The organism is Myroides phaeus, from assembly GCF_009799805.1.
GTDB classification, from domain to species: Bacteria; Bacteroidota; Bacteroidia; order Flavobacteriales; family Flavobacteriaceae; genus Flavobacterium; species Flavobacterium phaeum_A.
In genome coordinates this window covers 1,001,535-1,024,333 of the sequence record NZ_CP047050.1, presented here as the reverse complement: position 1 = coordinate 1,024,333, position 22,799 = coordinate 1,001,535, and the positions used below count along the sequence as shown (strand labels likewise).

23 protein-coding genes are annotated in these 22,799 nt (G+C 32.5%); 17 read left to right on the top strand and 6 right to left on the bottom strand.

The window, feature by feature from the left end:
• Positions 1 to 32 precede the first annotated feature (32 nt).
• Together xseB and xseA are read right to left on the bottom strand one after the other, a co-directional pair.
• Complete coding sequence (xseB, locus tag GQS07_RS04670; RefSeq protein WP_090404810.1) at positions 33 to 227, bottom strand: exodeoxyribonuclease VII small subunit; 195 nt, start codon at positions 225 to 227, stop codon at positions 33 to 35.
• On the bottom strand, positions 194 to 1,675 hold the full coding sequence (xseA, locus tag GQS07_RS04665) for an exodeoxyribonuclease VII large subunit (RefSeq protein WP_158209829.1): 1,482 nt from the start codon (positions 1,673 to 1,675) through the stop codon (positions 194 to 196). Before xseA ends, xseB begins: the two co-directional genes overlap by 34 nt.
• Positions 1,676 to 2,034: 359 nt before the next feature.
• Between xseA and dut the strand changes: the two genes are divergently transcribed.
• From dut to GQS07_RS04635, 6 genes are all read left to right on the top strand, one after another.
• On the top strand, positions 2,035 to 2,472 hold the full coding sequence (dut, locus tag GQS07_RS04660) for a dUTP diphosphatase (protein WP_158209828.1): 438 nt from the start codon (positions 2,035 to 2,037) through the stop codon (positions 2,470 to 2,472).
• 27 nt (positions 2,473 to 2,499) lie between these two features.
• Positions 2,500 to 3,510 carry a sugar phosphate nucleotidyltransferase gene (locus GQS07_RS04655; protein WP_158209827.1) on the top strand — a complete coding sequence of 337 codons (1,011 nt, stop codon included), beginning with the start codon at positions 2,500 to 2,502 and terminating at the stop codon, positions 3,508 to 3,510.
• Positions 3,511 to 3,597: 87 nt separating this feature from the next.
• On the top strand, positions 3,598 to 4,377 hold the full coding sequence (locus GQS07_RS04650; RefSeq protein ID WP_158209826.1) for a DUF4292 domain-containing protein: 780 nt from the start codon (positions 3,598 to 3,600) through the stop codon (positions 4,375 to 4,377).
• Between the two features lie 29 nt (positions 4,378 to 4,406).
• Positions 4,407 to 5,663 carry a murein hydrolase activator EnvC family protein gene (locus GQS07_RS04645; protein WP_158209825.1) on the top strand — a complete coding sequence of 419 codons (1,257 nt, stop codon included), beginning with the start codon at positions 4,407 to 4,409 and terminating at the stop codon, positions 5,661 to 5,663.
• 7 nt (positions 5,664 to 5,670) lie between these two features.
• Positions 5,671 to 6,204: a 3-hydroxyanthranilate 3,4-dioxygenase gene (locus GQS07_RS04640; protein WP_158209824.1), complete on the top strand. Its 534-nt coding sequence runs from the start codon at positions 5,671 to 5,673 to the stop codon at positions 6,202 to 6,204.
• Between the two features lie 85 nt (positions 6,205 to 6,289).
• Positions 6,290 to 7,837 (top strand): aldehyde dehydrogenase family protein, encoded by a 1,548-nt coding sequence (locus GQS07_RS04635; protein ID WP_158209823.1) that lies wholly within the window; start codon positions 6,290 to 6,292, stop codon positions 7,835 to 7,837.
• A gap of 69 nt (positions 7,838 to 7,906) precedes the next feature.
• On the opposite strand, the gene GQS07_RS04630 is transcribed toward GQS07_RS04635, so the two are convergent.
• Genes GQS07_RS04630 through GQS07_RS04620 form a run of 3 tightly spaced genes read right to left on the bottom strand, consistent with a single transcriptional unit; the run spans position 7,907 to position 10,384 of the window.
• Complete coding sequence (locus tag GQS07_RS04630) at positions 7,907 to 8,464, bottom strand: DUF3575 domain-containing protein (RefSeq protein ID WP_158209822.1); 558 nt, start codon at positions 8,462 to 8,464, stop codon at positions 7,907 to 7,909.
• A 38-nt stretch (positions 8,465 to 8,502) separates the two neighbouring features.
• Positions 8,503 to 9,243, bottom strand: coding sequence for a metallophosphoesterase family protein (locus GQS07_RS04625; protein ID WP_158211326.1), 741 nt, complete (start codon positions 9,241 to 9,243; stop codon positions 8,503 to 8,505).
• A complete protein-coding gene (locus GQS07_RS04620) occupies positions 9,236 to 10,384 on the bottom strand; it encodes a DUF5929 domain-containing protein (protein ID WP_158209821.1) in 1,149 nt (382 codons plus the stop codon). The genes GQS07_RS04625 and GQS07_RS04620 overlap by 8 nt, the downstream gene beginning before the upstream one ends.
• Positions 10,385 to 10,558: 174 nt before the next feature.
• On the opposite strand from GQS07_RS04620, the gene GQS07_RS04615 reads away from it, so the two are divergent.
• The 8 genes from GQS07_RS04615 (at position 10,559) to GQS07_RS04580 (ending at position 19,647) form a co-directional block, all read left to right on the top strand.
• Complete coding sequence (locus GQS07_RS04615) at positions 10,559 to 11,563, top strand: AAA family ATPase (RefSeq protein WP_158209820.1); 1,005 nt, start codon at positions 10,559 to 10,561, stop codon at positions 11,561 to 11,563.
• A gap of 86 nt (positions 11,564 to 11,649) precedes the next feature.
• Complete coding sequence (locus tag GQS07_RS04610; protein WP_158209819.1) at positions 11,650 to 12,513, top strand: DUF58 domain-containing protein; 864 nt, start codon at positions 11,650 to 11,652, stop codon at positions 12,511 to 12,513.
• A 10-nt stretch (positions 12,514 to 12,523) separates the two neighbouring features.
• Positions 12,524 to 14,146, top strand: coding sequence for a hypothetical protein (locus GQS07_RS04605; protein WP_158209818.1), 1,623 nt, complete (start codon positions 12,524 to 12,526; stop codon positions 14,144 to 14,146).
• Positions 14,146 to 15,150, top strand: a complete 1,005-nt coding sequence (locus GQS07_RS04600; protein WP_158209817.1) for a vWA domain-containing protein — start codon at positions 14,146 to 14,148, stop codon at positions 15,148 to 15,150. Before GQS07_RS04605 ends, GQS07_RS04600 begins: the two co-directional genes overlap by 1 nt.
• A gap of 6 nt (positions 15,151 to 15,156) precedes the next feature.
• Positions 15,157 to 16,185 carry a VWA domain-containing protein gene (locus GQS07_RS04595; protein WP_158209816.1) on the top strand — a complete coding sequence of 343 codons (1,029 nt, stop codon included), beginning with the start codon at positions 15,157 to 15,159 and terminating at the stop codon, positions 16,183 to 16,185.
• A gap of 24 nt (positions 16,186 to 16,209) precedes the next feature.
• Positions 16,210 to 17,115, top strand: a complete 906-nt coding sequence (locus GQS07_RS04590) for a tetratricopeptide repeat protein (protein ID WP_158209815.1) — start codon at positions 16,210 to 16,212, stop codon at positions 17,113 to 17,115.
• 6 nt (positions 17,116 to 17,121) lie between these two features.
• Positions 17,122 to 18,882, top strand: a complete 1,761-nt coding sequence (locus GQS07_RS04585; RefSeq protein WP_158209814.1) for a BatD family protein — start codon at positions 17,122 to 17,124, stop codon at positions 18,880 to 18,882.
• A gap of 6 nt (positions 18,883 to 18,888) precedes the next feature.
• Complete coding sequence (locus GQS07_RS04580; RefSeq protein WP_158209813.1) at positions 18,889 to 19,647, top strand: tetratricopeptide repeat protein; 759 nt, start codon at positions 18,889 to 18,891, stop codon at positions 19,645 to 19,647.
• Here GQS07_RS04580 and GQS07_RS04575 read toward each other — a convergent pair.
• Complete coding sequence (locus GQS07_RS04575) at positions 19,644 to 20,186, bottom strand: CvpA family protein (RefSeq protein ID WP_158209812.1); 543 nt, start codon at positions 20,184 to 20,186, stop codon at positions 19,644 to 19,646. The two genes, GQS07_RS04580 and GQS07_RS04575, sit on opposite strands and share 4 nt — an antisense overlap.
• Before the next feature lie 191 nt (positions 20,187 to 20,377).
• Here GQS07_RS04575 and GQS07_RS04570 point away from each other — a divergent pair, with 191 nt between their 5' ends.
• From GQS07_RS04570 to GQS07_RS04560, 3 genes are all read left to right on the top strand, one after another.
• Complete coding sequence (locus tag GQS07_RS04570) at positions 20,378 to 20,734, top strand: hypothetical protein (protein ID WP_158209811.1); 357 nt, start codon at positions 20,378 to 20,380, stop codon at positions 20,732 to 20,734.
• An 86-nt stretch (positions 20,735 to 20,820) separates the two neighbouring features.
• Positions 20,821 to 21,837, top strand: coding sequence for a phenylalanine--tRNA ligase subunit alpha (gene pheS, locus GQS07_RS04565; RefSeq protein WP_090404750.1), 1,017 nt, complete (start codon positions 20,821 to 20,823; stop codon positions 21,835 to 21,837).
• Between the two features lie 236 nt (positions 21,838 to 22,073).
• Positions 22,074 to 22,634: a DUF3365 domain-containing protein gene (locus tag GQS07_RS04560; protein WP_158209810.1), complete on the top strand. Its 561-nt coding sequence runs from the start codon at positions 22,074 to 22,076 to the stop codon at positions 22,632 to 22,634.
• The last annotated feature ends 165 nt before the right edge of the window (positions 22,635 to 22,799 follow it).

Sequence of the window (22,799 nt, the reverse complement as noted above, 5' to 3'; positions counted from 1 at the left end):
GAGGACTTTGTATTGTACAAAGTCCTCTTCATTTATAAACCTAATCGTTCTATAATACCTTCCACTTGTTTTTCCGTTGAATTCAATTTTTCTTTACAGAAAACAATTAATTTAGAAGCTCTTTCAACCTTTTGAGCAAGCTCATCAACAGTAACTTCATCATTCTTTAAATCTTCTAAAATCTCTTCAAGCTCTAAAGCTGCGCTTTCATAAGTAAGTTGTTCCATAATACTACCTCTTTAATACTTCCTAAAGTAATTATATATATTTTATTAAAAACCATAACCTCTAACTCATCACCTTCTTTCATTTCAGTATTATAGTTTATTGTTTTTCCGTTCAATCTAACAATCGAAAATCCCTTTTTCAAGATTGTCTCTAAATCATAAAGCTGTGGAATTTCTTCCAACGCATTAATTCTAATTTTTTCACGTCTTAAAAAACCATTCACGTGATAGCCCAATTTTTCTTGTAAAACAGCCAATGTATGCTTTTGAGTATCTAACATTTGTTCACCTAAAAAAGAAATAATCCTCCCCTTCTCTTTCAAAACCTGGTTCTGTTTTGTAAGAATTGTTTTAGGTCGAAACACAATTGCTTGCTTACTTATTTCCAAGAAAGACTCTTCTTTAGCCATTCTCTTTTTTACTTCACTAATCAACCGATTAGAAACCAAGTGAAGTTCTCCCCTTTTCAAACGAGTAATCGCAAGTGATTTAGATTTAATTTCCTTATCTGTCACATCAACAAAATGCCTATTCATAGTAACTTGTTGTCTATACAGCTGCATAATACCATCATAAGTACGAGAAATATTCACATCAAAATGGTATGCTTTTTCAACAATAAACGCAGCCACTGCACTCGGTGTTTTAAAAAACCTATTTGCTACGAAATCTGCCACAGTACTATCTGTTTCATGACCAATTCCCGTTAAAACAGGCATATTCATCTTAGCAATCGTTTCAGCTAAAGCGTAATTATTAAACACATCTAAATCTAAAGCAGCCCCTCCGCCTCTTATAACAACAATTGCATCACAATCTAAATCATTTACTGTTTTCAGTGCTTTAATAATCGATATATAAGCAAACTCCCCTTGTACCTGACAATCTATCGCTGTAACGTTAAAGATATAGCCATACTCATTTTTAGTCAATTGATTCACAAAATCAGCATGTCCTGCTGTTCGTTCAGAGCTAATCAATGCTATTTTCTGAATAACCTTTGGTAAGTGAAATCGTGCATTTAGATCCAACAAACCATTTTCCTTCAGTTTCTTTAAATTCTCCTGCTTAATACGTTCAACCTCTCCTAAAGAAAAAGACAAATCAACATCCAATATATTAATAGAAAGTCCGTAAACCGTACTAAAAACAATCTCACAATAACACAATATTTCAGAGCCATCTTTCAGTATTTCCTTGGCATTTTCGGCTAATCTATTTTTGATATCAATAGCATTCTTTTGCCAAATAGTAGCCCTACATTTAGCCAAAACAACACCATCTTTGTTCTCTACCAAATCTAAATAGATATGTCCTCGTCTATCCTCTTTGATTTGAGATATCTCAACACGAACCCAAAAAGCATTTCCAGCAATAACGTCATCCACAATAGTCTTTACTCTATTTAAGATTGTACTAAGGCTAAAAAACTTTTTTTCTTGATTCATTTGTGCTTTTTCTTATGACTTGAAAACAAAAGTACAATCTTAAATACAATAGCCCTACGATCTATTGTTATAAAAATTAGCAAAATAACAATGATAGCACAGCAACATTTATTCTCCTATTAATCCTAATGCTTCTATATTCATTGTGTATTTTATGTATAGTCAATGTACACTTTTACATAGAAAGTATACATTGACTATACAAGGAGTATACATACACTATACAAACACTCAATTTAAAACCTCTCTAAAATCTGATAACAAAACGACTAAAAAATGTTAATACGTACATCAACAAGCGATAAATTATTTATATACTCATATCTTTTTTATATTTGTTATCTATAAAAAAGACAAGTATGACTACAGTAAAAATCATAAATAAATCTCAACACTCATTGCCAAACTATGAAACTTCACAGTCGGCAGGTATGGATTTAAGAGCAAATTTAACGGAGCCTATTACATTAAATTCTCTTGAAAGAGCAATTGTTCCAACAGGATTATTCATTGAATTACCAGAAGGATATGAAGCTCAAATCAGACCAAGAAGTGGATTAGCAGCTAAAAAAGGTATTACATTATTAAATAGCCCAGGTACGATAGATGCTGATTATAGAGGAGAAATAGGAGTTATTGTAGTAAACCTATCAAAAGAGCCATTTGTAATTGAAAACGGAGAACGTATTGCACAAATGGTTATTTCCAAATTTGAACAAATTCAATGGCAAGCAGCAGAAGTTTTAAATGAAACAGAAAGAGGAGCTGGTGGTTTTGGTAGTACAGGAGTAAAATAAGTGAAGTAAATACAAAGAAATTAGAAAATGAAAATAATCGTGCCAATGGCTGGACGTGGTTCACGCTTACGTCCACACACATTAACGGTTCCTAAACCGTTAATTCCAATCGCAGGAAAACCAATTGTACATAGATTAGTAGAAGACATCGCTAAGGTATTAAATGACCAAATTGATGAAATCGCTTTTATCATCCACGAAAGTTTCGGTAAAAAAGTAGAAGAAGATTTAATTGCTATTGCAGAGAAATTAGGTGCAAAAGGAACAATCTGTTACCAAAACGAAGCTTTAGGAACAGCACACGCTATTCTTTGTGCAAAAGAAAGTATGCAAGGACCAATCGTAGTAGCTTATGCTGATACATTATTCAGAGCAGACTTTAACTTAAACAAAGAAGCAGACAGTGTAATTTGGGTAAAACAAGTAGAAGACCCAAGTGCTTTTGGAGTAGTTCAACTGAACGAAAAAAACGAAATTGTAGACTTCGTTGAAAAACCAAAAGAATTTGTTTCTGATTTAGCAATTATCGGTATTTACTACTTCAAAAGCGGAGAAGTTCTACGTAAAGAATTAGAATACTTAATTGACAACAATATCATCAAAGGTGGAGAATACCAACTAACTGATGCTTTAGAAAATATGAAGCAAAAAGGAATGTTATTCGTTCCTGGTAAAGTTGATGAGTGGATGGACTGTGGAAACAAAGATGTAACTGTAGACACAAATACAAGAATGTTGAATTTCTTAGAAAAAGACAACGAAAACTTTGTAGCAGAAAACATTACAATTGAAAACAGTACAATCATCAGACCTTGTTATATTGGAAATAACGTTGTATTAAAAAATGCAACAGTTGGACCAAACGTTTCTTTAGGAGACAATTCAGTCGTAGAAGATTCAACTATTGAAAATAGTCTTATCCAAACAAACGCAACTATTCGCAATGCGAAATTAGACAATGCTATGATTGGTAACTATGCAAAATATGATGGCAAGCATACCAACATTAGTATAGGAGATTATTCTGTATTAGACTAAAAATATTAAATCCGTTTTAAATTACTTTAAAACGGATTTTTTTTATCTATCTTGCTTGTCTATAAACAGATTATTCCAAGTATAGTTATGAAAAAGATAGTATTCACATTTTTGTGTATTTCCCTACTTATTAGTTGTAAAAAAGGCAATTCTGGCTCTTTATTAGATGAAAAAGATGCAACAAACTCAAAAACTGTATTAACGATACTAAACAACCACAACAAAAATAATAACGACTTTACCACATCAGCAATTCGTTCTTCAGCGTCATTCGAATCTGACAAAGAATCACGCAAATTTGGGATGGATATACTAATCGAAAAAGACAAACAAATACTTATTAATGTGCGCTTTTTAGGTTTTCCTGTAGCAAAAGCACTTGTAACACCAGAACAAGTTCAATATTACGAGAAAATCAATGGCGTTTACTTTGAAGGAGATTTTAGTGTTTTAAGCAAATGGGTTGGTACAGAATTAGACTTCAACCGGTTTCAAAACCTTTTATTAGGTCAAGCTATTGATAGCAAAAGTTTCAATAAAAAACTCAATAGTACAATAGAAGATGGTCTTCACAAGTTAGAAGCAGCCGTAGAAGAAGATATTCAATCTGCTTTTTACTTCGAAGATAAAAGTGGTCTATTGAAAAAAGAAGAGATATCAGAAACAGCAAAAAATCGAAGCGTAACTATAAGTTATCCAAGTTATAAAAAGGTAGATAAGTTTACTACACCAACTGAAATTAATATTCTCGCAAGACAAGAAAAAACCATACATTTGAACATCCGTTATGACAATGTTACTTTTAATGAAGATTTAAACTTCAAATACAAAGTACCATCTGGTTATAAGCGAGTTGGACTAAATTAAAAAGATCAAATCACAGAAGTATTCTACAAATGACAAGAGCATATTACATCCTATTTTTCTTATTTACTGTGTTTGCTTGGGGACAAACAAAAGAGACGCAAGAACAATTAGAACGTAAAAAACAGCAAATTTTAGTTGAGATAAAAGTAGTACAAGACCTACTTCAAAAAGAAAAAACTAAGGAACGTAATATTCTTGCTGAAATAGAAGAGCAAAATAGAAAGATAAACCTGAACAGACAATTGATTCAAAATGTTCAGATGCAAATTGCTACAACTAATACTACAATTAGCAAGACACAGAGAGAAGTAGATGCTCTTCAAGCTGAATTAAAAGCATTGAAAGACGATTATGCTAAGATGGTTTTAAAGTCATATAAAACTAAATCGAGCCAAAGTCGTATTATGTTTATTTTATCATCTGACAACTTTGTACAGGCATATAAACGCGTACAATATATGAAGCAATATGCTGACTATAGAAAAGCACAGGGAGAAGAAGTAAAAGAGAAAGCAGAAGAACTAAAAGAGGCTTTAGTAAAACTTGAAGTTCAAAAAGAAAGACAACGAAAACTTTTGGCTGAACAACAAAAAAATGAAAAGAATTTACAACAAGACCTTTTAGAGCAAAAAGACTTGGTAGCAATTGTTCAAAAAGATCAAAAGAAATACAATCAAGACATTAAAAATAAACAAGAGCAAACAAAAGCAATTGACCGCAAAATTAAGCAATTAATTAAAGAGGCAATTGAAGAAGCTAACCGTATTGCTCGTGAAAAAGCTGCAAAAGCAGGTAAAACAACTACTAAATCTACTACAACAAGTAAATCTGCAACAGCATTTGAACTTACACCAGAAGAGAAAATAGTAGCAGATAACTTTAAATCAAATAAAGGTAAATTACCTTGGCCAGTAAGCAAAGGATATATTTCGTTGCCTTATGGAGACCAACCACACCCAGTACAAACACACCTTACAATTCACAATAGTGGATTAGAGATTACGACAGAGGCTGGTTCAAAAGCAAGAGCTGTATTCCAAGGAGACGTATTACAAGTACAAGTATTACCTGGAGGAAATAAAGCTGTACTTATTCAACACGGGGATTACATTACTGTTTATCAAAACTTAAGTGATGTATCTGTGAAAAAAGGAGATAAAGTAAGCATCAAACAAAACATTGGAACAGTTAACACTAATAGTACTGGAAAAACAGTACTGAAGTTTTTACTTTCACACAATACAGACATCAACAATCCGCAAAGTTGGTTAAGTAGAAGTAATTAATAACGCTATGAGTACAACATCGTCATTTAATATTTTTAAGTGGGTAAAGGAGAATAAATCCTTATTACAACCCCCTGTTGGCAATAAAAATTTATATCCAGAGTCTTCTGACTATATTATTATGGTCGTTGGTGGACCAAATGCACGTAAAGACTTTCATTACAACGAAGCAGAGGAATTCTTCTTTCAATTAGAAGGAACAATCTATATCGATATACAAGAAAATAACGAAAAAAAACGCATTACTTTAAACGAGGGAGATATTTACTTACTCCCTCCTAAAGTACCGCATTCCCCTATCCGAACAGAGAACTCAGTAGGCTTAGTTGTAGAGAAAAAGCGAAAAGCAAAAGGTTCTAAAGATGGGCTGATGTGGTATTGTGAGAACTGTAATCACAAGCTATATGAAGTTTACTTTGAGTTAACCAATATAGAAACTGATTTCTTACCACATTTTAAACACTTCTATTCTTCAGAAGAATTGCGTACTTGTGAATGTTGTCATACCGTTATGCCAACTAACCCTAAGTTTACAAAATAGAACTATTTAGGTGTTTACATTAAATACTGTGTTTTTTTTTTATATTAGCATTATATCAACCATATAAAAACTATAAACTAAAAAAATGAGTACAGTAACTAACCAAATCGACATTTCAGAAGTTCTGAAAATGTTAGGTTTAAAAGAAGTAAACGAAGGGTCTTCTACAGGTTCAACATCCTTTTCAAATGGAAAAGTACTTGAATCTTATTCACCTGTAGACGGCAAACTAATTGGAAAAGTAAAAGCGTCAACAGCAGAGGACTACGAAAAAGTTATGCAAACTGCTCAAGCGGCGTATAAAGATTGGAAACTTGTTCCAGCTCCTAAAAGAGGAGATATTGTACGTCAAATCGGACAAGAACTACGCAATAAAAAAGAATACTTAGGAAAGCTTGTTTCCTATGAAATGGGTAAAAGCTTACAAGAAGGACTTGGAGAAGTTCAAGAAATGATTGACATCTGTGACTTTGCAGTAGGTTTATCACGTCAATTATACGGCTTAACAATGCATTCAGAGCGACCAATGCACAGAATGTATGAGCAGTGGCACCCAATCGGAATCGTTGGAATTATCTCTGCATTCAACTTCCCAGTTGCTGTATGGAGTTGGAACACGATGATTGCTTGGGTTTGTGGAGACGTTTGTATCTGGAAACCGAGTTCAAAAACGCCTCTTTGTGGTGTAGCTTGCCAAAACATTATCTCAGAAGTATTCAAGTTAAACAACATTCCAGAAGGAGTTTCAAACTTAGTTATAGGTAACGAGTGTGGAGACTTAATCAACAATGATCCTCGCATTCCATTAGTATCATTTACAGGTTCTACACGTATCGGAAGACACGTATCAAAAACTGTAGCAGAACGCTTTGGAAATACTATTCTTGAATTAGGAGGAAACAATGCGATTATTGTATCAGAACACGCAGATATAAATATGGTTTTAGTAGGAGCTGTATTTGGAGCTGTAGGAACAGCAGGACAACGTTGTACATCTACAAGACGTTTAATCATACACGAAAGCGTTTACGACAAAACACTTGACGTACTTCAAAAAGCTTATGCTCAATTAAAAATTGGTAATCCATTAGACGCTACTAACCACGTAGGTCCTCTAATTGATAAAGGAGCGGTAAAAGACTACTTGGATGCAATTGAAAAAGCAAAACAAGAAGGAGGTAAAATAATCGTTGAAGGTGGTGTATTAGAAGGTTCAGGATATGAAAGCGGTTGTTATGTAAAACCGTGTATTATTGAAGGAAAAAACAGCTTTGAAATTATACAAGCAGAAACATTTGCTCCTATTCTATATGTTATGAAATATTCAACAATAGAAGAAGCAATTGATATGCAAAACAATGTTCCACAAGGACTATCCTCATCAATCTTCACTACCAATATGAGAGAAATGGAACTATTTTTATCACACGCAGGTTCAGATTGTGGTATTGCCAATGTGAATATTGGAACCTCAGGAGCAGAAATTGGAGGAGCATTTGGAGGAGAAAAAGAAACTGGTGGAGGTCGTGAGTCAGGATCAGATGCTTGGAAAGCATATATGAGAAGACAAACAAATACGATCAACTACGGAACAGACTTACCATTAGCTCAAGGAATTAAATTTGACTTCTAAACAGAAGAAATCATACAAAAAAAGGGATGCTTACATAAGCATCCCTTTTTCTATATATTAAAATTCTAATTAGAATCTATATCCGATATTTACACCAGCATTAACTTCAATTGCACTGAAACGGTCGTTTACTTCACTACTAAAGTTACGAGCGATGTCAACAAATGGGTGAATTGTGAAAGAATCACCTAAAGCCCATTTATAACCAACTCCTACACCAAAGATAAAGCTATTCATATCTACTTTATCTAACTCAACTTGGTTAGAAACATCATTAAATCTATCTTCTTCGAAATTACCAAAACGATATTTCATAAAAGGAGACACAACATATCCACTTCCATTAGCATCAGATTTTCCTCCAAAATAGTAGTTATAGTTTACTAAAATACTGTTTGTCTTAAACTTTTGGTTTCTACTGCTTTTCTCTGCGTGGTAAGAAAAACGGTCATTAATATTGAAGTTAGCTCCAATAGATTGATTGTGATCAATAAAATGTTCGTATCCTAATTCAACAGAAGCCATAACCAACGTGTTTAACACATTCACTTTAACCTCATTAACTGCTTGAGCTTTAACCCCAAGAGTTCCTCCTATTAATAATAGCGCTAAAAATAATTTTCTCATAACTCAATAAATTTTTGGCAAATATAACAAATCAATCATTATTTATGATTCCTACCTTCCTCATTTGGATAAAAATCTGCAACTATATCACTCTGCCAATACTCTTTAGAGTCAATATCCATTACAGTTATCCTCCCCATAAAGGCAGCACCAGTATCAATATTCCAAACATTCATAAAATTTGTAGGCTTTGTAAATCCGAAATTCGTAACAGGAGTATGCCCAATAAATATCTCTTTATATTGTTTAAGTCGTTTAGGATACAAAACACTGTCAGGTTTAATTGAAGAGTCCATTGCCATCACCATCTCCCACAATGTTCTGTCCCAATACAAATACTCTCTAAAGAACTCTGCACCTACACCTCTTGGATTTGTAAAACCCGCGTGAACAAATAAACGATTATGTTCATCTAAATAATAATTTTCTAACCCTTTAAAAAAAGTAATATGTCTTTGAAGCTGTTCCTCCTCCATATTATCACTCGAGTAAGATTTCATTGAAGCAAGGCCTCCGTGATATTCCCACATTGAATTTTCCTCTTTAGTCGTTAGCCAATCTAACAAAAGTGTTTCGTGATTTCCCCTTAAAAAAACACAATTATTGGTATTCTTTAAAGCCAATAAATATTCTACAACTTTCTCTGATTCACTCCACCCATCCACATAATCACCTAAAAAAATCAAAGTATCTTTTGATGAAATGTTAGCCTTATCTAAAACCTGCAGTAATGCTTTATATCCACCGTGAATATCTCCTATAACTAAAACTCTACTCATCTTGATCTGTTTCATATTTAAGTTTTCGTAAGATACGCATAACTTCCTTAAAGGCTATGAACAACTGAGGATCTGATGACTGTTTTAAATAATCTTTAACTTCAATCAACTCATCTTTTGCCCTTGTAAACCCATTAAGATAACAAAGCATCATATTAAAACAAAGCTTACTAAGAATACGCTCTTCTTTTGGTGTCAATTTTAAGTCGTTAGTAATTTTATAAATCACCCTCAAGCTATTACCATAAATATGTCCAAGAATATTTCTGTTATAAGAAGGCGGTTGGAACAACAATCTATTTCCTATTGCGTACGTACCATTTTCTTGAAAAGAAATGGAAACTTCTTCAAAGCGATAATAACTTGTTTTATCATTTAGCCCTAAGTTTAGGTATTCGGTTATGATGAATTCATTATCGTTATAGACAATCGTTACAACATCCAAATCAGAATAAAAAAGTTTTAAATGTTCATTGACAAACTCAATATCTACACGAGAAAAGAAAACTTGGCCTCTAATTACTTTTTTATTTCCAGCCCAACAAATAATAAACTGCTCCTTAAAAACATTATAACGAGGTTTCATATCTCGATGTGTATCCGTCATAAATGTAATAACACTATCCAAAATACTCTTCAGATCATTTTGAGAACTCGCTTCAATACTATTTACAATTTCCCTATTACAACCTTTTGGAATAACAACATCCGGCACAGATGTGCTACCAATACGAACATAATAAGTTTCCGCTTCAATTTCACCAATATTTCTTTTAAAACTTGTAATATCTTCATTAGCCTGAACCGTAACCAAACCAACTACTTTATCCTTTGGCAAATCAGAAAAAGTAACATTATCATATGTAATAATCGGAGGATTATTTAAATACGCATTAATTAAATTTTGAATTTTACTATCATCATAGAAGTCAACACCGACAATTTCATTATCTTCATCCTCGATTCCAACTACTAAATAAGAGTTGTTATCCGGGTTAGAATTAGATAAGGCACAGATATGCTTCAAGAATTTTGCTTTTCCTGATTTAGTATGTAAATTGAGTTGCCTTTTCTTATCGTAAAAGCTATTCTCATCGTAATGAGCAAGTAGATTTTTAATGAGTAAACGCTTATTAATCACGACTTTTGGGTTTTGTTCTTAAAATTATAAAAAGAAACTCATAATTCAAGCCCAATATTCAAATTTGTAATTTAGATTTAACCATACATTAACAACCTGGTTGATAATATTTTTAGAATTTGCAGTTATTATTATAAAAGAGCATTATTTTAGATAAAAAACACAAACATACACATGGACACAACAGGATCAAACTATGATATCCGCGAGTTAAATGAACTTATAGAAAGAGAAAGCGCGTTTATCGATATTCTAACGATGGAGATGAATAAAGTAATTGTGGGACAAAAACACATGATAGATCGTCTTCTAATTGGATTATTAGGACAAGGACACATATTACTTGAGGGAGTACCTGGATTAGCGAAAACTTTAGCCATTAATACATTAGCTAAAGCTGTTCATGGATCGTTTAACCGTATCCAATTTACCCCAGATTTACTACCTGCAGATGTTATTGGTACAATGATCTATAATGTAAAGGAGAATGACTTCTCTATTCGCAAGGGGCCTATTTTTGCTAACTTTATTTTAGCGGATGAGATAAACCGTGCTCCAGCAAAAGTACAATCAGCGCTACTTGAAGCAATGCAAGAAAAGCAAGTAACAATTAGCGATGACACATTCAAATTAGACAAACCATTCTTGGTAATGGCAACACAAAACCCTGTTGAGCAAGAAGGAACATATCCTTTACCAGAAGCTCAAATGGACCGTTTTATGCTTAAAACAGTGATTGACTATCCTAAGATGGAAGACGAACGCCTTGTAATTCGTCAAAACCTTGCAGGAGAAAAACCACAAGTTAACCCTGTCATTACAATTGATCAAATTAAACGAGCTCAAGAAGCAGTTAAAAAAGTATATATGGATGAAAAAATTGAGAAATACATTCTTGATATCATCTTTGCTACTCGTTATCCTGAGCAATATAAATTAGACAAATTAAAACCATTAATTAGCTTTGGAGCATCTCCACGTGGAAGTATCAACTTAGCATTAGCTGCTAAATGTTATGCATTTATCAAGAGAAGAGGATATGTAATTCCAGAAGACGTTAGAGCTGTGGTAATTGATGTACTACGTCACCGTATTGGAGTAACATACGAGGCTGAAGCAGAAAACATTACTTCTGTTGATATTATTAATCAAATTGTTAATGAGATAGAAGTGCCATAATAGCATTCTAAATAACGAAATATTGAAAACCTATTTATAGTCTTATAAATAGGTTTTCCAATTAACTAAATTTGAAAGGTAAAGTCATGGATACCAAAGACATTTTAAAGAAGGTCAAAAAAATAGAAATAAAGACCAAGCGATTAAGCGATCACATATTTTCGGGAGAATACCATACTTCGTTTAAAGGAAGAGGTATGACTTTTTCTGAAGTTCGCCAATATCAATTTGGAGATGATATACGTGCAATTGATTGGAACGTTACAGCACGTTATAATGAACCTTACATAAAAGTTTTTGAAGAAGAAAGAGAACTTACTTTAATGCTAATGGTAGACGTTAGCGGATCTGAAAGTTTTGGTTCTTCCGATCAATTTAAAGAAGATATAATAACTGAAATAGCAGCTACTTTAGCCTTTTCAGCTACACAAAATAACGACAAAATTGGTTTAATCCTCTTTTCTGATCAAATTGAATTATTTGTTCCTCCGAAAAAAGGTAAGACACACGTTTTACGTATCATTAGAGAACTGATCAATTTTAAGCCAAAAAGTCAAAAAACAGACTTAGGGCAAGCTTTAGAATACCTTTCAAAGGTTTTAAAAAAGAAAGCTATAGTATTTGTACTTTCAGACTTTATCACACCAAATTATGAACATACACTTAAAATTTCTGCTAAAAAACACGACATTACGGGAATTAGAGTTTATGACAAAAGAGAAAAAGAACTTCCAAATGTTGGTTTAATTAATGTTTTTGATGCAGAAACACATCAAGAACAAATAATTAATACATCAGATAGTACGTTGAGAAAAGAATACACTACTTACTTTTTAAAACAAGAAGGAATTTTTAATAAAGTCTTCCAAAAATGCGGAGCCGGAACTATCAACATCGAAGTAGGTGATAGTTATGTCAAAAAATTATTAGGGTACTTCAAATCAAGATAACTTAAGAGAAATGAAATCTAATTTTCTATATACAATCGCCTTTTTGCTTTTATCAGCACTAACTTCATTGGCACAAACGCCAATTGAAACTATTGTAGATACAAACAATATCAAGATAGGAGATACTTTTTTGTACACAATAAAAGCACATACAAAACAAGGTGCACATATTACCTTTCCTGAAACAAACGAAATTGGTCGTTTTGATGTTGTAGAAACATTTCCAACAGATACAATCATTGATAACGATACACAAGAACTAATAAAAAAATATCATTTAACTATGTTTGATGAAGGAGCATTTAGTGTTCCTCAGCTACCAATTATCGTAGATGCACAAGTATTTCACACAGATTCAATTCAAATACAAGTACAAGGAGTTGAAGTAGATACTATCAAACAACCCTTATATGATATTAAAAACATTTCAACAGAAGGAGCTTCCTTTTCTACAAACTGGTATTACATTGTTTTCTTACTTGTTTCTATTCTAATAGGTTTTGCAATGTATTTGTACATCAAAAAACGACAAGAAAAAAATCAAACAGAAGACGATAAGTATAAAACACCTTTTGAAAAAGCAGTTAAGAAGTTAAAGAAACTTGAAGAGAAGAAAAACTGGAACCGAGGAGATGCAAAGCCATACTATTCAGATATGACTAACATTGCTCGTGCCTTTATTGAGGACACTTTTGGTATTTCTGCGAAAGAGCTTACAACATTTGAAATTATAACTATTTTAAAGGCTACTTTAAACGAGAAAAAGATCAAGATAAAACCAGAGATAATTAAGGATTTAAAGCGAATTCTTGAAACAGCCGATTTAGTAAAATTTGCTAAGTCTCAACCTGATGAAGGACAAATCACAGCCGATACAAGTAAAATACAACAAGTTGTAGATGATATTAACACGGCTTATCCTATTTCTGCTGCAACTCAAACAGAACGCATCCGTTTGAGAGAAGAACGCAAATTAAAGAAACAACGTTTTCGTATTTGGGCTCCTATTTCGACTTCAATCGTTCTGATGTTACTATGTGGAATAGTATATATTGTAAACACATCATCAGAAGAAGAATATACTTGGTTTACATTTGACAACTCTAAAAAACTATTAGGAAAAGAGTGGATTACAAGTACATACGGAACTGATCCAGGAATAACAGTTAGTACTCCGAAAGTATTAATTAGAAAAAATGAACCTATAATACAAGAAACAAAACCAGAAGGAGTAGAATCTATTCAACAATTCAAATTTGAAACATTAGAGGATCCTTTACACATTGTTTTAAACAATATAGTAACAACTAAAGAATATAAGTACACTGATAAAGAGCTTATAACGTATGCTATTACAGCAATGACTCAAAATAATAAAATTGATGATTTACAATATAAAGAAGAAGGTTTTGAGAATGCTAATGGAGTCATAGGAAATAAAATAATAGGAGATTTTATCTTTGAAAATCCAGATAATAATAAAGAAGAAAAAATAGCATTTGAAGGAGTATTAACACAACACGGTGCCAATAAAGATATACTATGGGTATTCTATTTAGCAGAAGATACTATAGCACCACAAATTGTTAATCGAATCTTTGACTCAATACTTTATAAACAAGAGCAGAAATAATGATGAAGAATATAACATTTGCAAATCCAGAGTTTTTTTGGCTTTTCTTACTGTTGCCAATTGCTTTGTTTGTATGGTATAAAAACAGAAAAAAACAACGTGCAACAATCAAACTAAGTTCTATAGACAGCGTTATTGGTCATAGTTCACTATTAGTTAAATTACTACCAATTTCCATTGTATTAAGAACACTTGCACTATCTGCGATTATTGTAGCCATGGCCAGACCACAAATCGTAAATGTAGATAGTAAAGTACATTCTACTCACGGTATAGACATAGTAATGGCTATGGACGTTTCAGGTAGTATGCTTGCAAAAGACCTAAAACCAAATCGATTAGAAGCACTAAAAACAGTAGCAGCAAACTTTGTTGAACAACGTGTAACAGACCGCATTGGGCTTGTTATTTACGCAGCAGAAGGTTATACCAAAACACCTGTTACCAGTGATAAAATACTTATTCTAAACGATATGAAATCAATTAAGTACAATAATGACTTAAGAGATGGTACTGCGATTGGAGTAGGATTAGCAACAGCTATAAATAGACTGAAAGACAGTCCTGCTAAAAGTAAAATCATCATTTTATTGACAGATGGTGTTAACAATACAGGAACAGTTGATCCAAAAATGGCTGCTGAAATTGCGAAAGAGTATAACATTAAAACTTATACTATTGGTATTGGTACTAATGGTTTAGCAGAATCACCTGTAGGCATAAAACCAAATGGAGAAATAGTTTACGAAAAAGTACCTGTTGAAATCGATGAACAGCTAATGAAAGAGATTGCTAAAATAACAGGAGGAAAATACTTTAGAGCAACAGATACGAAGAAGCTAACAGCTATTTACGAAGAGATTAATCAATTAGAAAAAACGAAAATAGACGAACAAAAGTTTGTTAACTCTGATGATAAGTTCCACTTATTAGCATTATTAGCATTTGTGTTATTAGCGTTAGATTTTATTTTACAAAAAACACTTTTCAGAGGATTTATTTAATAGATTATGTGGGAGTTAGACAATAAAAAATATCTTTTCTTATTAATAGTAGTCGCAATATTAGTCATACTATTTATTGCTGATGTAATATGGAAAAGAAAGAGACAAAGCCTTTTTGCAACAACGAAAGCAATGAGAGTTTTGGCTCCAAATCGTTCAAAGAATAAAACAATTATAAAAGCAAGTATCTACTTAGTAGCATTAGCATCAATTGTATTTGCCTTAGTGAATCCTAAAATCGGAACAAAAGTTGTCACAGTAAAAAGACAGGGGATTGATATTGTCTTTACACTTGACGTATCTAAAAGTATGCTTGCCCAAGATATGGCTCCGGATAGAATGGCCAAAATGAAACAACTTGTTTCACAAATTATCAATAACCTTGGACCAGACAGAATAGGTATTGTTGGTTATGCAGGGAGTGCTTTTCCTATGCTGCCAATTACTACAGACCATTATGTTGCAAAAATGTACTTACAGTCGATGAACACGGATATGGTATCATCACAAGGAACCGCCTTTGAAGATGCTATTTACGTAGCAAGTAACTACTTTGACAATCCGCAAACAAGTAAGGTTATGATCCTTATATCTGATGGAGAAGACCACGGAGAAGAAATGGATGGAGCAATTTCAATTGCAAAGCAAAAAGGTATTAAAGTCATTACAATTGGTGTAGGTACAGAAAATGGAGGTCCAATTCCTATTCGTACAGCCAAAGGAGTTGAATATAAAAGAGATTGGGACAATGAAATTGTAACAACAAAGTTAAACCCTGCAACCCTTAAACACATTGCAGATGCAACTGGAGGAAAGTACTTCTATGGCTCTAACACCCAAGAGATAGTAGATTTAATCAAAAATGAATTAAATAAAATAGAAAAAACAGACTTTGAATCACAACAAATTGCAGAATTTCAAGCGCAATACCAATGGTTTTTAGGTTTAGCTTTTTTACTAATTTTTATTGACCTATTCATCTTAGAGAGAAAGACACTGTGGATGAAGAAGCTAAATCTTTTCAACGAAAAGTAATAGAATACCTTAAGAAATTAGACAATGAAGAATTTACTTTACACCGCTATATTTTGTTTGTTTACTTTATTCTCTTTTGCTCAATCAGCAGGAAGAGCCTTAAATAAAGGAAATGAAGGTTACGAACAAAAACACTACACACAGGCAGAAGCAGCTTATAGAATTGCGAAATCTAAAAACCCAAAATCTACTGCAGATTATAATATGGGTAATACACTATATAAACAAAACTATACGAAAGAAGCAATCACTGCCCTAACAAGAGCAACACAAACAGCAACTACAAAAGCTGAAAAACATAGAGCTTTTCACAACCTTGGTAATGTTTATATGAAAAATAAAAACTACCAAGAAGCAGAAAAAGCTTACAAAAGCGCTTTATTAAACAATCCTAAAGATGACGAAACACGTTACAACTATGCTGTAGCTAAAAAACTAAACGAAGAAAATCCTCAGCAAAACGACGATAATAAAGACGATCAAAATAAGGATAACAAAGACAATAAGAACGACCAGAATAAGGATAACAAAGACAACAAAGACGATCAGAATAAGGATAATAAAGACAACAAAGACGATCAAAATAAGGATAACAAAGACAATAAGGACGACCAAAATAAGGATAACAAAGACAATAAGGACGACCAAAACAAGGATAATAAAGACAATAAGGACGATCAAAATAAGGATAACAAAGACAATAAGGACGACCAAAACAAGGATAACAAAGACAATAAGGACGACCAAAACAAGGATAACAAACCACAAAATAATCCACAAGCTCCAAGTAGAGATCAAATTGATCGTATCTTAGACGCAATGAATCAAAAAGAAAAAGATATTCAACAGCGTTTGATTAACAAAGGTAAAAAAGGTGATAAAGGAGAAGGTCAAGCAGTACCTGCTGGACAAAGAAAAAAAGACTGGTAAATAACAATGAAAACACTGCGTAACTTCATATTAATAATATGCTTTATAAGCACACAAGCTATTTTTGCACAAATTACTTTTGACGCAAAAGTAAGTAGAGAAAGCGTGCCTTTAAACGAAAATGTTCGTGTTGACTTTTCAATGAATAAAGATGGAGACAACTTTACTCCTCCCCGATTTGATGGATTTACAGTAGTTGGAGGTCCGAACCAATCTGTTAGCTACGCTTGGACTAATGGTCAAAAATCATTCAACAAAACATACTCATACTTTCTACAACCAACACGTAAAGGAAAGTTAACAATACAAGGAGCCAGTATTGAGATTGATGGACAAGTTTACAAGACAAAAGCAGTAACTATTACTGTAGGAGATGCTGTTGCAAAGCAAGATCCAAGACAGCAAATTAATCAAGTGCAACAACAGTCGATAGACAATATACATTTGGTAGCGGAAGTAACAAATAGCAAACCGTATATCAACGAACCTATTACAATTACATATAAATTATATTTCAACACTTCTATTGGAGGCTATATGGGAAAACAAATCCCAACCTACGAGAAGTTTTGGGTTCACAATATCAATTTAGATGGCCGTCCTGAAGTAAAACAAGGGAAATTTAAAGGAGAGAACTATCACTATATTGTTTTAAAACAAGACGTGTTAATGGCACAAGAGGAAGGTGCCTTATCTATAGATCCTTTAATTTTAAACATTCAAGCAGAAGTACCTACTGGAAGACGAGATTTCTTTGGTTTTCCAGAATACGGATATATTGAAAAAGAGTTTTCAACAAATAAAGTAACGATCAATGCTAAAGCCTTACCTGAAGCCGGAAAGCCAGAAAACTTCTCAGGAGGTGTTGGAACATTTGACTTTAAAGTTACCCCTACTAAAACAGATTTAAAAGCAGGAGAACAACTGAAACTAACTGTTGAAGTATCTGGAAAAGGGAACTTAAACCTGTTAACTATGCCACAGCCTAAAGCACATTCGGCTTTAGAAATTTACGATCCTGTTTATGCAGAAAAAATAAATTCAGGTATCTATGGTATGCAAGGTAAAAGAAGTAATGAATATATTATCATTCCTCAATATAAGGGAGAGTACAATATTGAACCAATGGAATTCTCTTATTTTGATTTAGACACAAAGAAGTACAAGACAATCAATACAGATAGCCTTGTTATAAATGTATTAGAAGGTCCTACCTTACCAACTAACAAAGACGCTGTCGGTACAGATATTGTGAATACAGATGAATTATTTCAACCTTTTAAAACAAAAGTCAGTTTCGTAGAACCTTATCAAACAAAATATTGGAATACGAACCTATTCTATATACTTACGCTTATTCCGTTCATCGCCATTCCTTTCTTTATTTTTGGAATTAATAGACAAAGAGCAATTAGTGGTGATACAGAAGGACTACGATTGAAAAACAATAATCGTTTAGCAAAGAAATATCTTAGTGAAGCGAAAAAGAATCTTAACAATAAAGAGTTGTTCTACGAAGCATTAGAACGTTGTTTACACAACTTCCTAAAAGCTAAATTGAACATTGAAACAAGTGAAATGAGCAATGAAAATATCGAAGAGATATTAGTAGAAAAACAAATAGATACAGATGCAATCTCAGAGTTTATGAATTTAAAAAATGCTTGTGAGTGGGCACGATACACGCCAACCAACCAAGTAAACATCACAAACGATTATGAGAAAGCAATTCAAGCAATTAGTAAATTAGAAAAACAATTCAAATAGAGAAAAATGAAGCATATTATCACTTTCGTATTATTTGTATTGAGCACCATTTCTTGGGGGCAAACAGCTAATTGGAATGAAAAATTTGACAAAGCAAATGAGCTAATTCTAAAAGAGAAGTTCCAAGATGCGATCACTATCTTCCAAGATTTAGAGAAGCAAAACAATACATCTCCTGAATTACTTTTTAATTTAGGAAATGCTTTTTATCGTACAAACGACAATGTCAACGCTGTTTATTACTATGAAAAGGCGTTGAAACTAACACCAAATGATAAAAGCATTGAAACTAATTTAGGTTATGCACGCAAGAATTTAATAGATGATATTACAATTGTAAAAGAGTATGACAATCAAGATATCTTACATCAAACACTTGGAAAACTAACTCCTGATCAATGGTCAATCTTGGCAACAATCTTAGCTTTTACAATCTTAATTGCTTTTATTGTTTACTACCTCAATGAGAAGAGTTCAATTAAAAGAATAAGTTTTGTTTGGATTGTAGTTGCCTTATTAAGTTTAGGAGCATCAATTTATGCTGCTAAATTTGAAGAAGTCTATAGAGGTAAAGAAGAAACAGGTATAATCTTTTCGCAAGAAACGAACTTAAAAGAAGAAGCCAAAAACACTTCTAAAACCTTAAAAGAACTCCATGCAGGAACAAAGGTTTACATCTTAGAGCACAATGCTCTTTGGATTAAAGTTCGATTAGACAATCAAGAGATAGGGTGGATCGAAAAATCTACTATTAAAAATATTTAAACAGATTCAGAAGGCGTAGTTGTATGTAATACTTCTACGCTTTTTTCAAATAATGTCTTAATCAATTGGAAGAAACTTGGTAAGATAGAATCTGAAACAACTAAATATACTTGATAACTATAAGATGCCTCTAATGTTTCTTTCTCTACTACTTGAAAAATATCATTCATCTGATCAAAAAACGAAAGTAACATACTTCCCACCAATACAACAACTAAAACTTGAAACAAGGCTCCAAAAAAGCGATTAAACATTCCTAAGAATACAGCATCAAAAAACTTAGTTACCATATTAGCTAAGAACTTAGCAATTAAAATTGCAAAGAAAAAAGTTAGTACAAATGCTATTACAGGCAGAAAAGAAGTTTGCCACCCAAAAGACTCAAAAAGGAATTCTTTAACTACGTTTGAAAATTTTAATGCACCAATAGCTCCAATAAATATTGCTAAAAAGGCTACAACAGATACAAAAAAACCATCTTTTATTCCTTTATACAAAGCAAATACAAGTGCAATTAAAGCGATAACATCTAAAAACATAGTTTACTAATTTTTTACAGTGCGAAGATATTACAAATCTGACTAATATGAATAACGATATTTCATCAGTTGCCATTAACAAGTTTAGATCAAGTCTTTTCTTAACCTCATCACTCACTCCATCGCAAAGGATATTAATTTCCACTCTACAATGCGGATAAATACTATCTTTGTGTACTATAGCAAAATATATGGCAAGAGACGAACAATTAAAAACCAGATGGGAAACCTTGGTTACAAAAATATCAGATCGCTTTGGTGATGGAGAAACTCTCGACTTAGAAGCAATTATTTACCTAATTGGCGTACAAGAAAGAGGGAAAATCAAAAAGAAATATAAAAAAGACGACAAAATAAATTTAATGCACATTGCTATTTGTCGTTTATTAGAACCTTATGGTTATTACGAATTTGATCATTTTGACGAAGATGGGTGGCCACACTATACTGTAAAAGAACATTTACCAGCTTTAAAAGCAGGAGAACAAAGCGTTCTAATGAAAGAAGCAATCGTAAATTATTTTTTAGAAAGTGGCTTTATTAGCTAAAACTAACAAGAAATATAAAAATATTAGCAGTATTAAATTTTATGTCTAATTGAAAAGCAGTAAATTTGCACTTTACTTTACTTAAAATGATAGATAAAATAAAAGAGTATATCGGTGAAGCGGAACAGTTTACTACCGATAATAAAGAGACGCTTGAAGCATTTAGAATTAAATTCCTTTCTAAAAAAGGAATCTTAAACGATTTATTTGCTCACTTCAAAACAGTTCCAAATGACCAAAAGAAAGAGTTTGGACAAGCTATCAATGCACTGAAAAACACTATTGAAAATAAAGTAAAATCAATTCAAGAAACTTTAGATTCTAAAGATGTTCAAGGTCTTTATGGAGATTTAACTCGTCCAGGTTACCCATTAGAAATAGGTTCAAGACACCCTATCTCATTGGTAAAAAATCAAATTGTTGATATTTTCAACTCTATTGGTTTCAACATTTCAGAAGGTCCAGAAATTGAAGATGACTGGCATAACTTCGAAGCATTGAATTTCCCTGAGTATCACCCAGCGAGAGATATGCAAGATACTTTCTTCGTGCAAACAAATCCAGAGCACTTATTACGTACACATACGTCATCAGTTCAGGTTCGTTATATGGAGAAAAACACACCTCCTTTGAGAACAATCTCTCCAGGACGTGTATTTAGAAACGAAGCTATCTCTTCACGTTCTCACTGTATCTTCCACCAAGTAGAAGGATTATACATTGATAAAGATGTATCTTTTGCAGATTTAAAACAAACTTTGTTATACTTCACAAAAGAGATGTTTGGTAAATCTAAAATTCGTTTACGTCCATCTTACTTCCCATTTACTGAGCCAAGTGCTGAAGTAGATATCTATTGGGGATTAAAAACAGAAACTGACTACCGTATTACAAAAGGTACAGGATGGTTAGAAATCATGGGATGTGGAATGGTAGATCCTAATGTATTGAAAAACTGTAACATTGATCCAAACGAATACAGCGGTTTCGCTTTTGGTATGGGTATTGAGCGTATTGCAATGTTATTATATCAAATCGGAGATATCCGTATGTTCTATGAAAACGATATCCGTTTCTTAGAGCAATTTAAAACAAGCTTCTAAATAGAAATATTTATATATAAAGCCGACTTCAGAAAATGGAGTCGGCTTTTTTAATTTATACTATACTTATACCTCTCATTACTTTCCTCCCCAAAAAACACTTTATCATAAAGGAAAACTACTATTAAACACTTTTATTTACTATTTACTTTAAATTTTTAAGAAATGTAACCTAAGTTACTTAAAAAGAAATGTCAAGTATTTAATTTTGAGATACTAACTAAAAATTGAAGAAAATGAAAAAGGTTCTTTTGTTGTCTTTCGCAATCATCTCATTGGTTTCTTGTGGCGACAAACAAAAAACATCCGTTGACTTAGAAACATTAAAAGTACAAGGAGACTCTATAACAGTAGTTACTCAAAAAGCTTTAATGTCAAATGTTTCTAATGCAATTAAAAAAGGAGGCACTACTTATGGAGTTGAGTTTTGTAACACAAAAGCATTAGTACTGACTGATTCTCTTTCAAAAAAATACGAAGCAACAATTCAGCGCATAACTGATAAAAACAGAAACGCAGATAATGAGTTAACCTCAGCAAATGACAAAGCTCTTTTTAGTGCATTTAAGGAGAATACTCAACTACAAGATAGTCTTATCGCAGAAAATGGTAAACACATCTATTATAAGCGTATAAACCTTGGAATGGAGACTTGCTTGAAGTGTCATGGAACACCAGACTCAAATATCGACACAGAGACCTATTTGAAGATAAAAGAACATTACCCTCTTGACAAAGCAGTAGGGTATAATCTAAAAGAACTTAGAGGAATGTGGAAAATTACATTTGATAAATAACAAAACCATATTTAATGCTATTTAAAATAATAAACTAATTTTTAGTTATAAGCTTTCTTTTATTCGCTAAACTTCTAAATACTATAAAATTGAGTCAAAGGGTACAATAAAGTTTAATAAAGTCAATCGGTTTTGTATTTTTGTTTGATTCAAACAAAACTAACT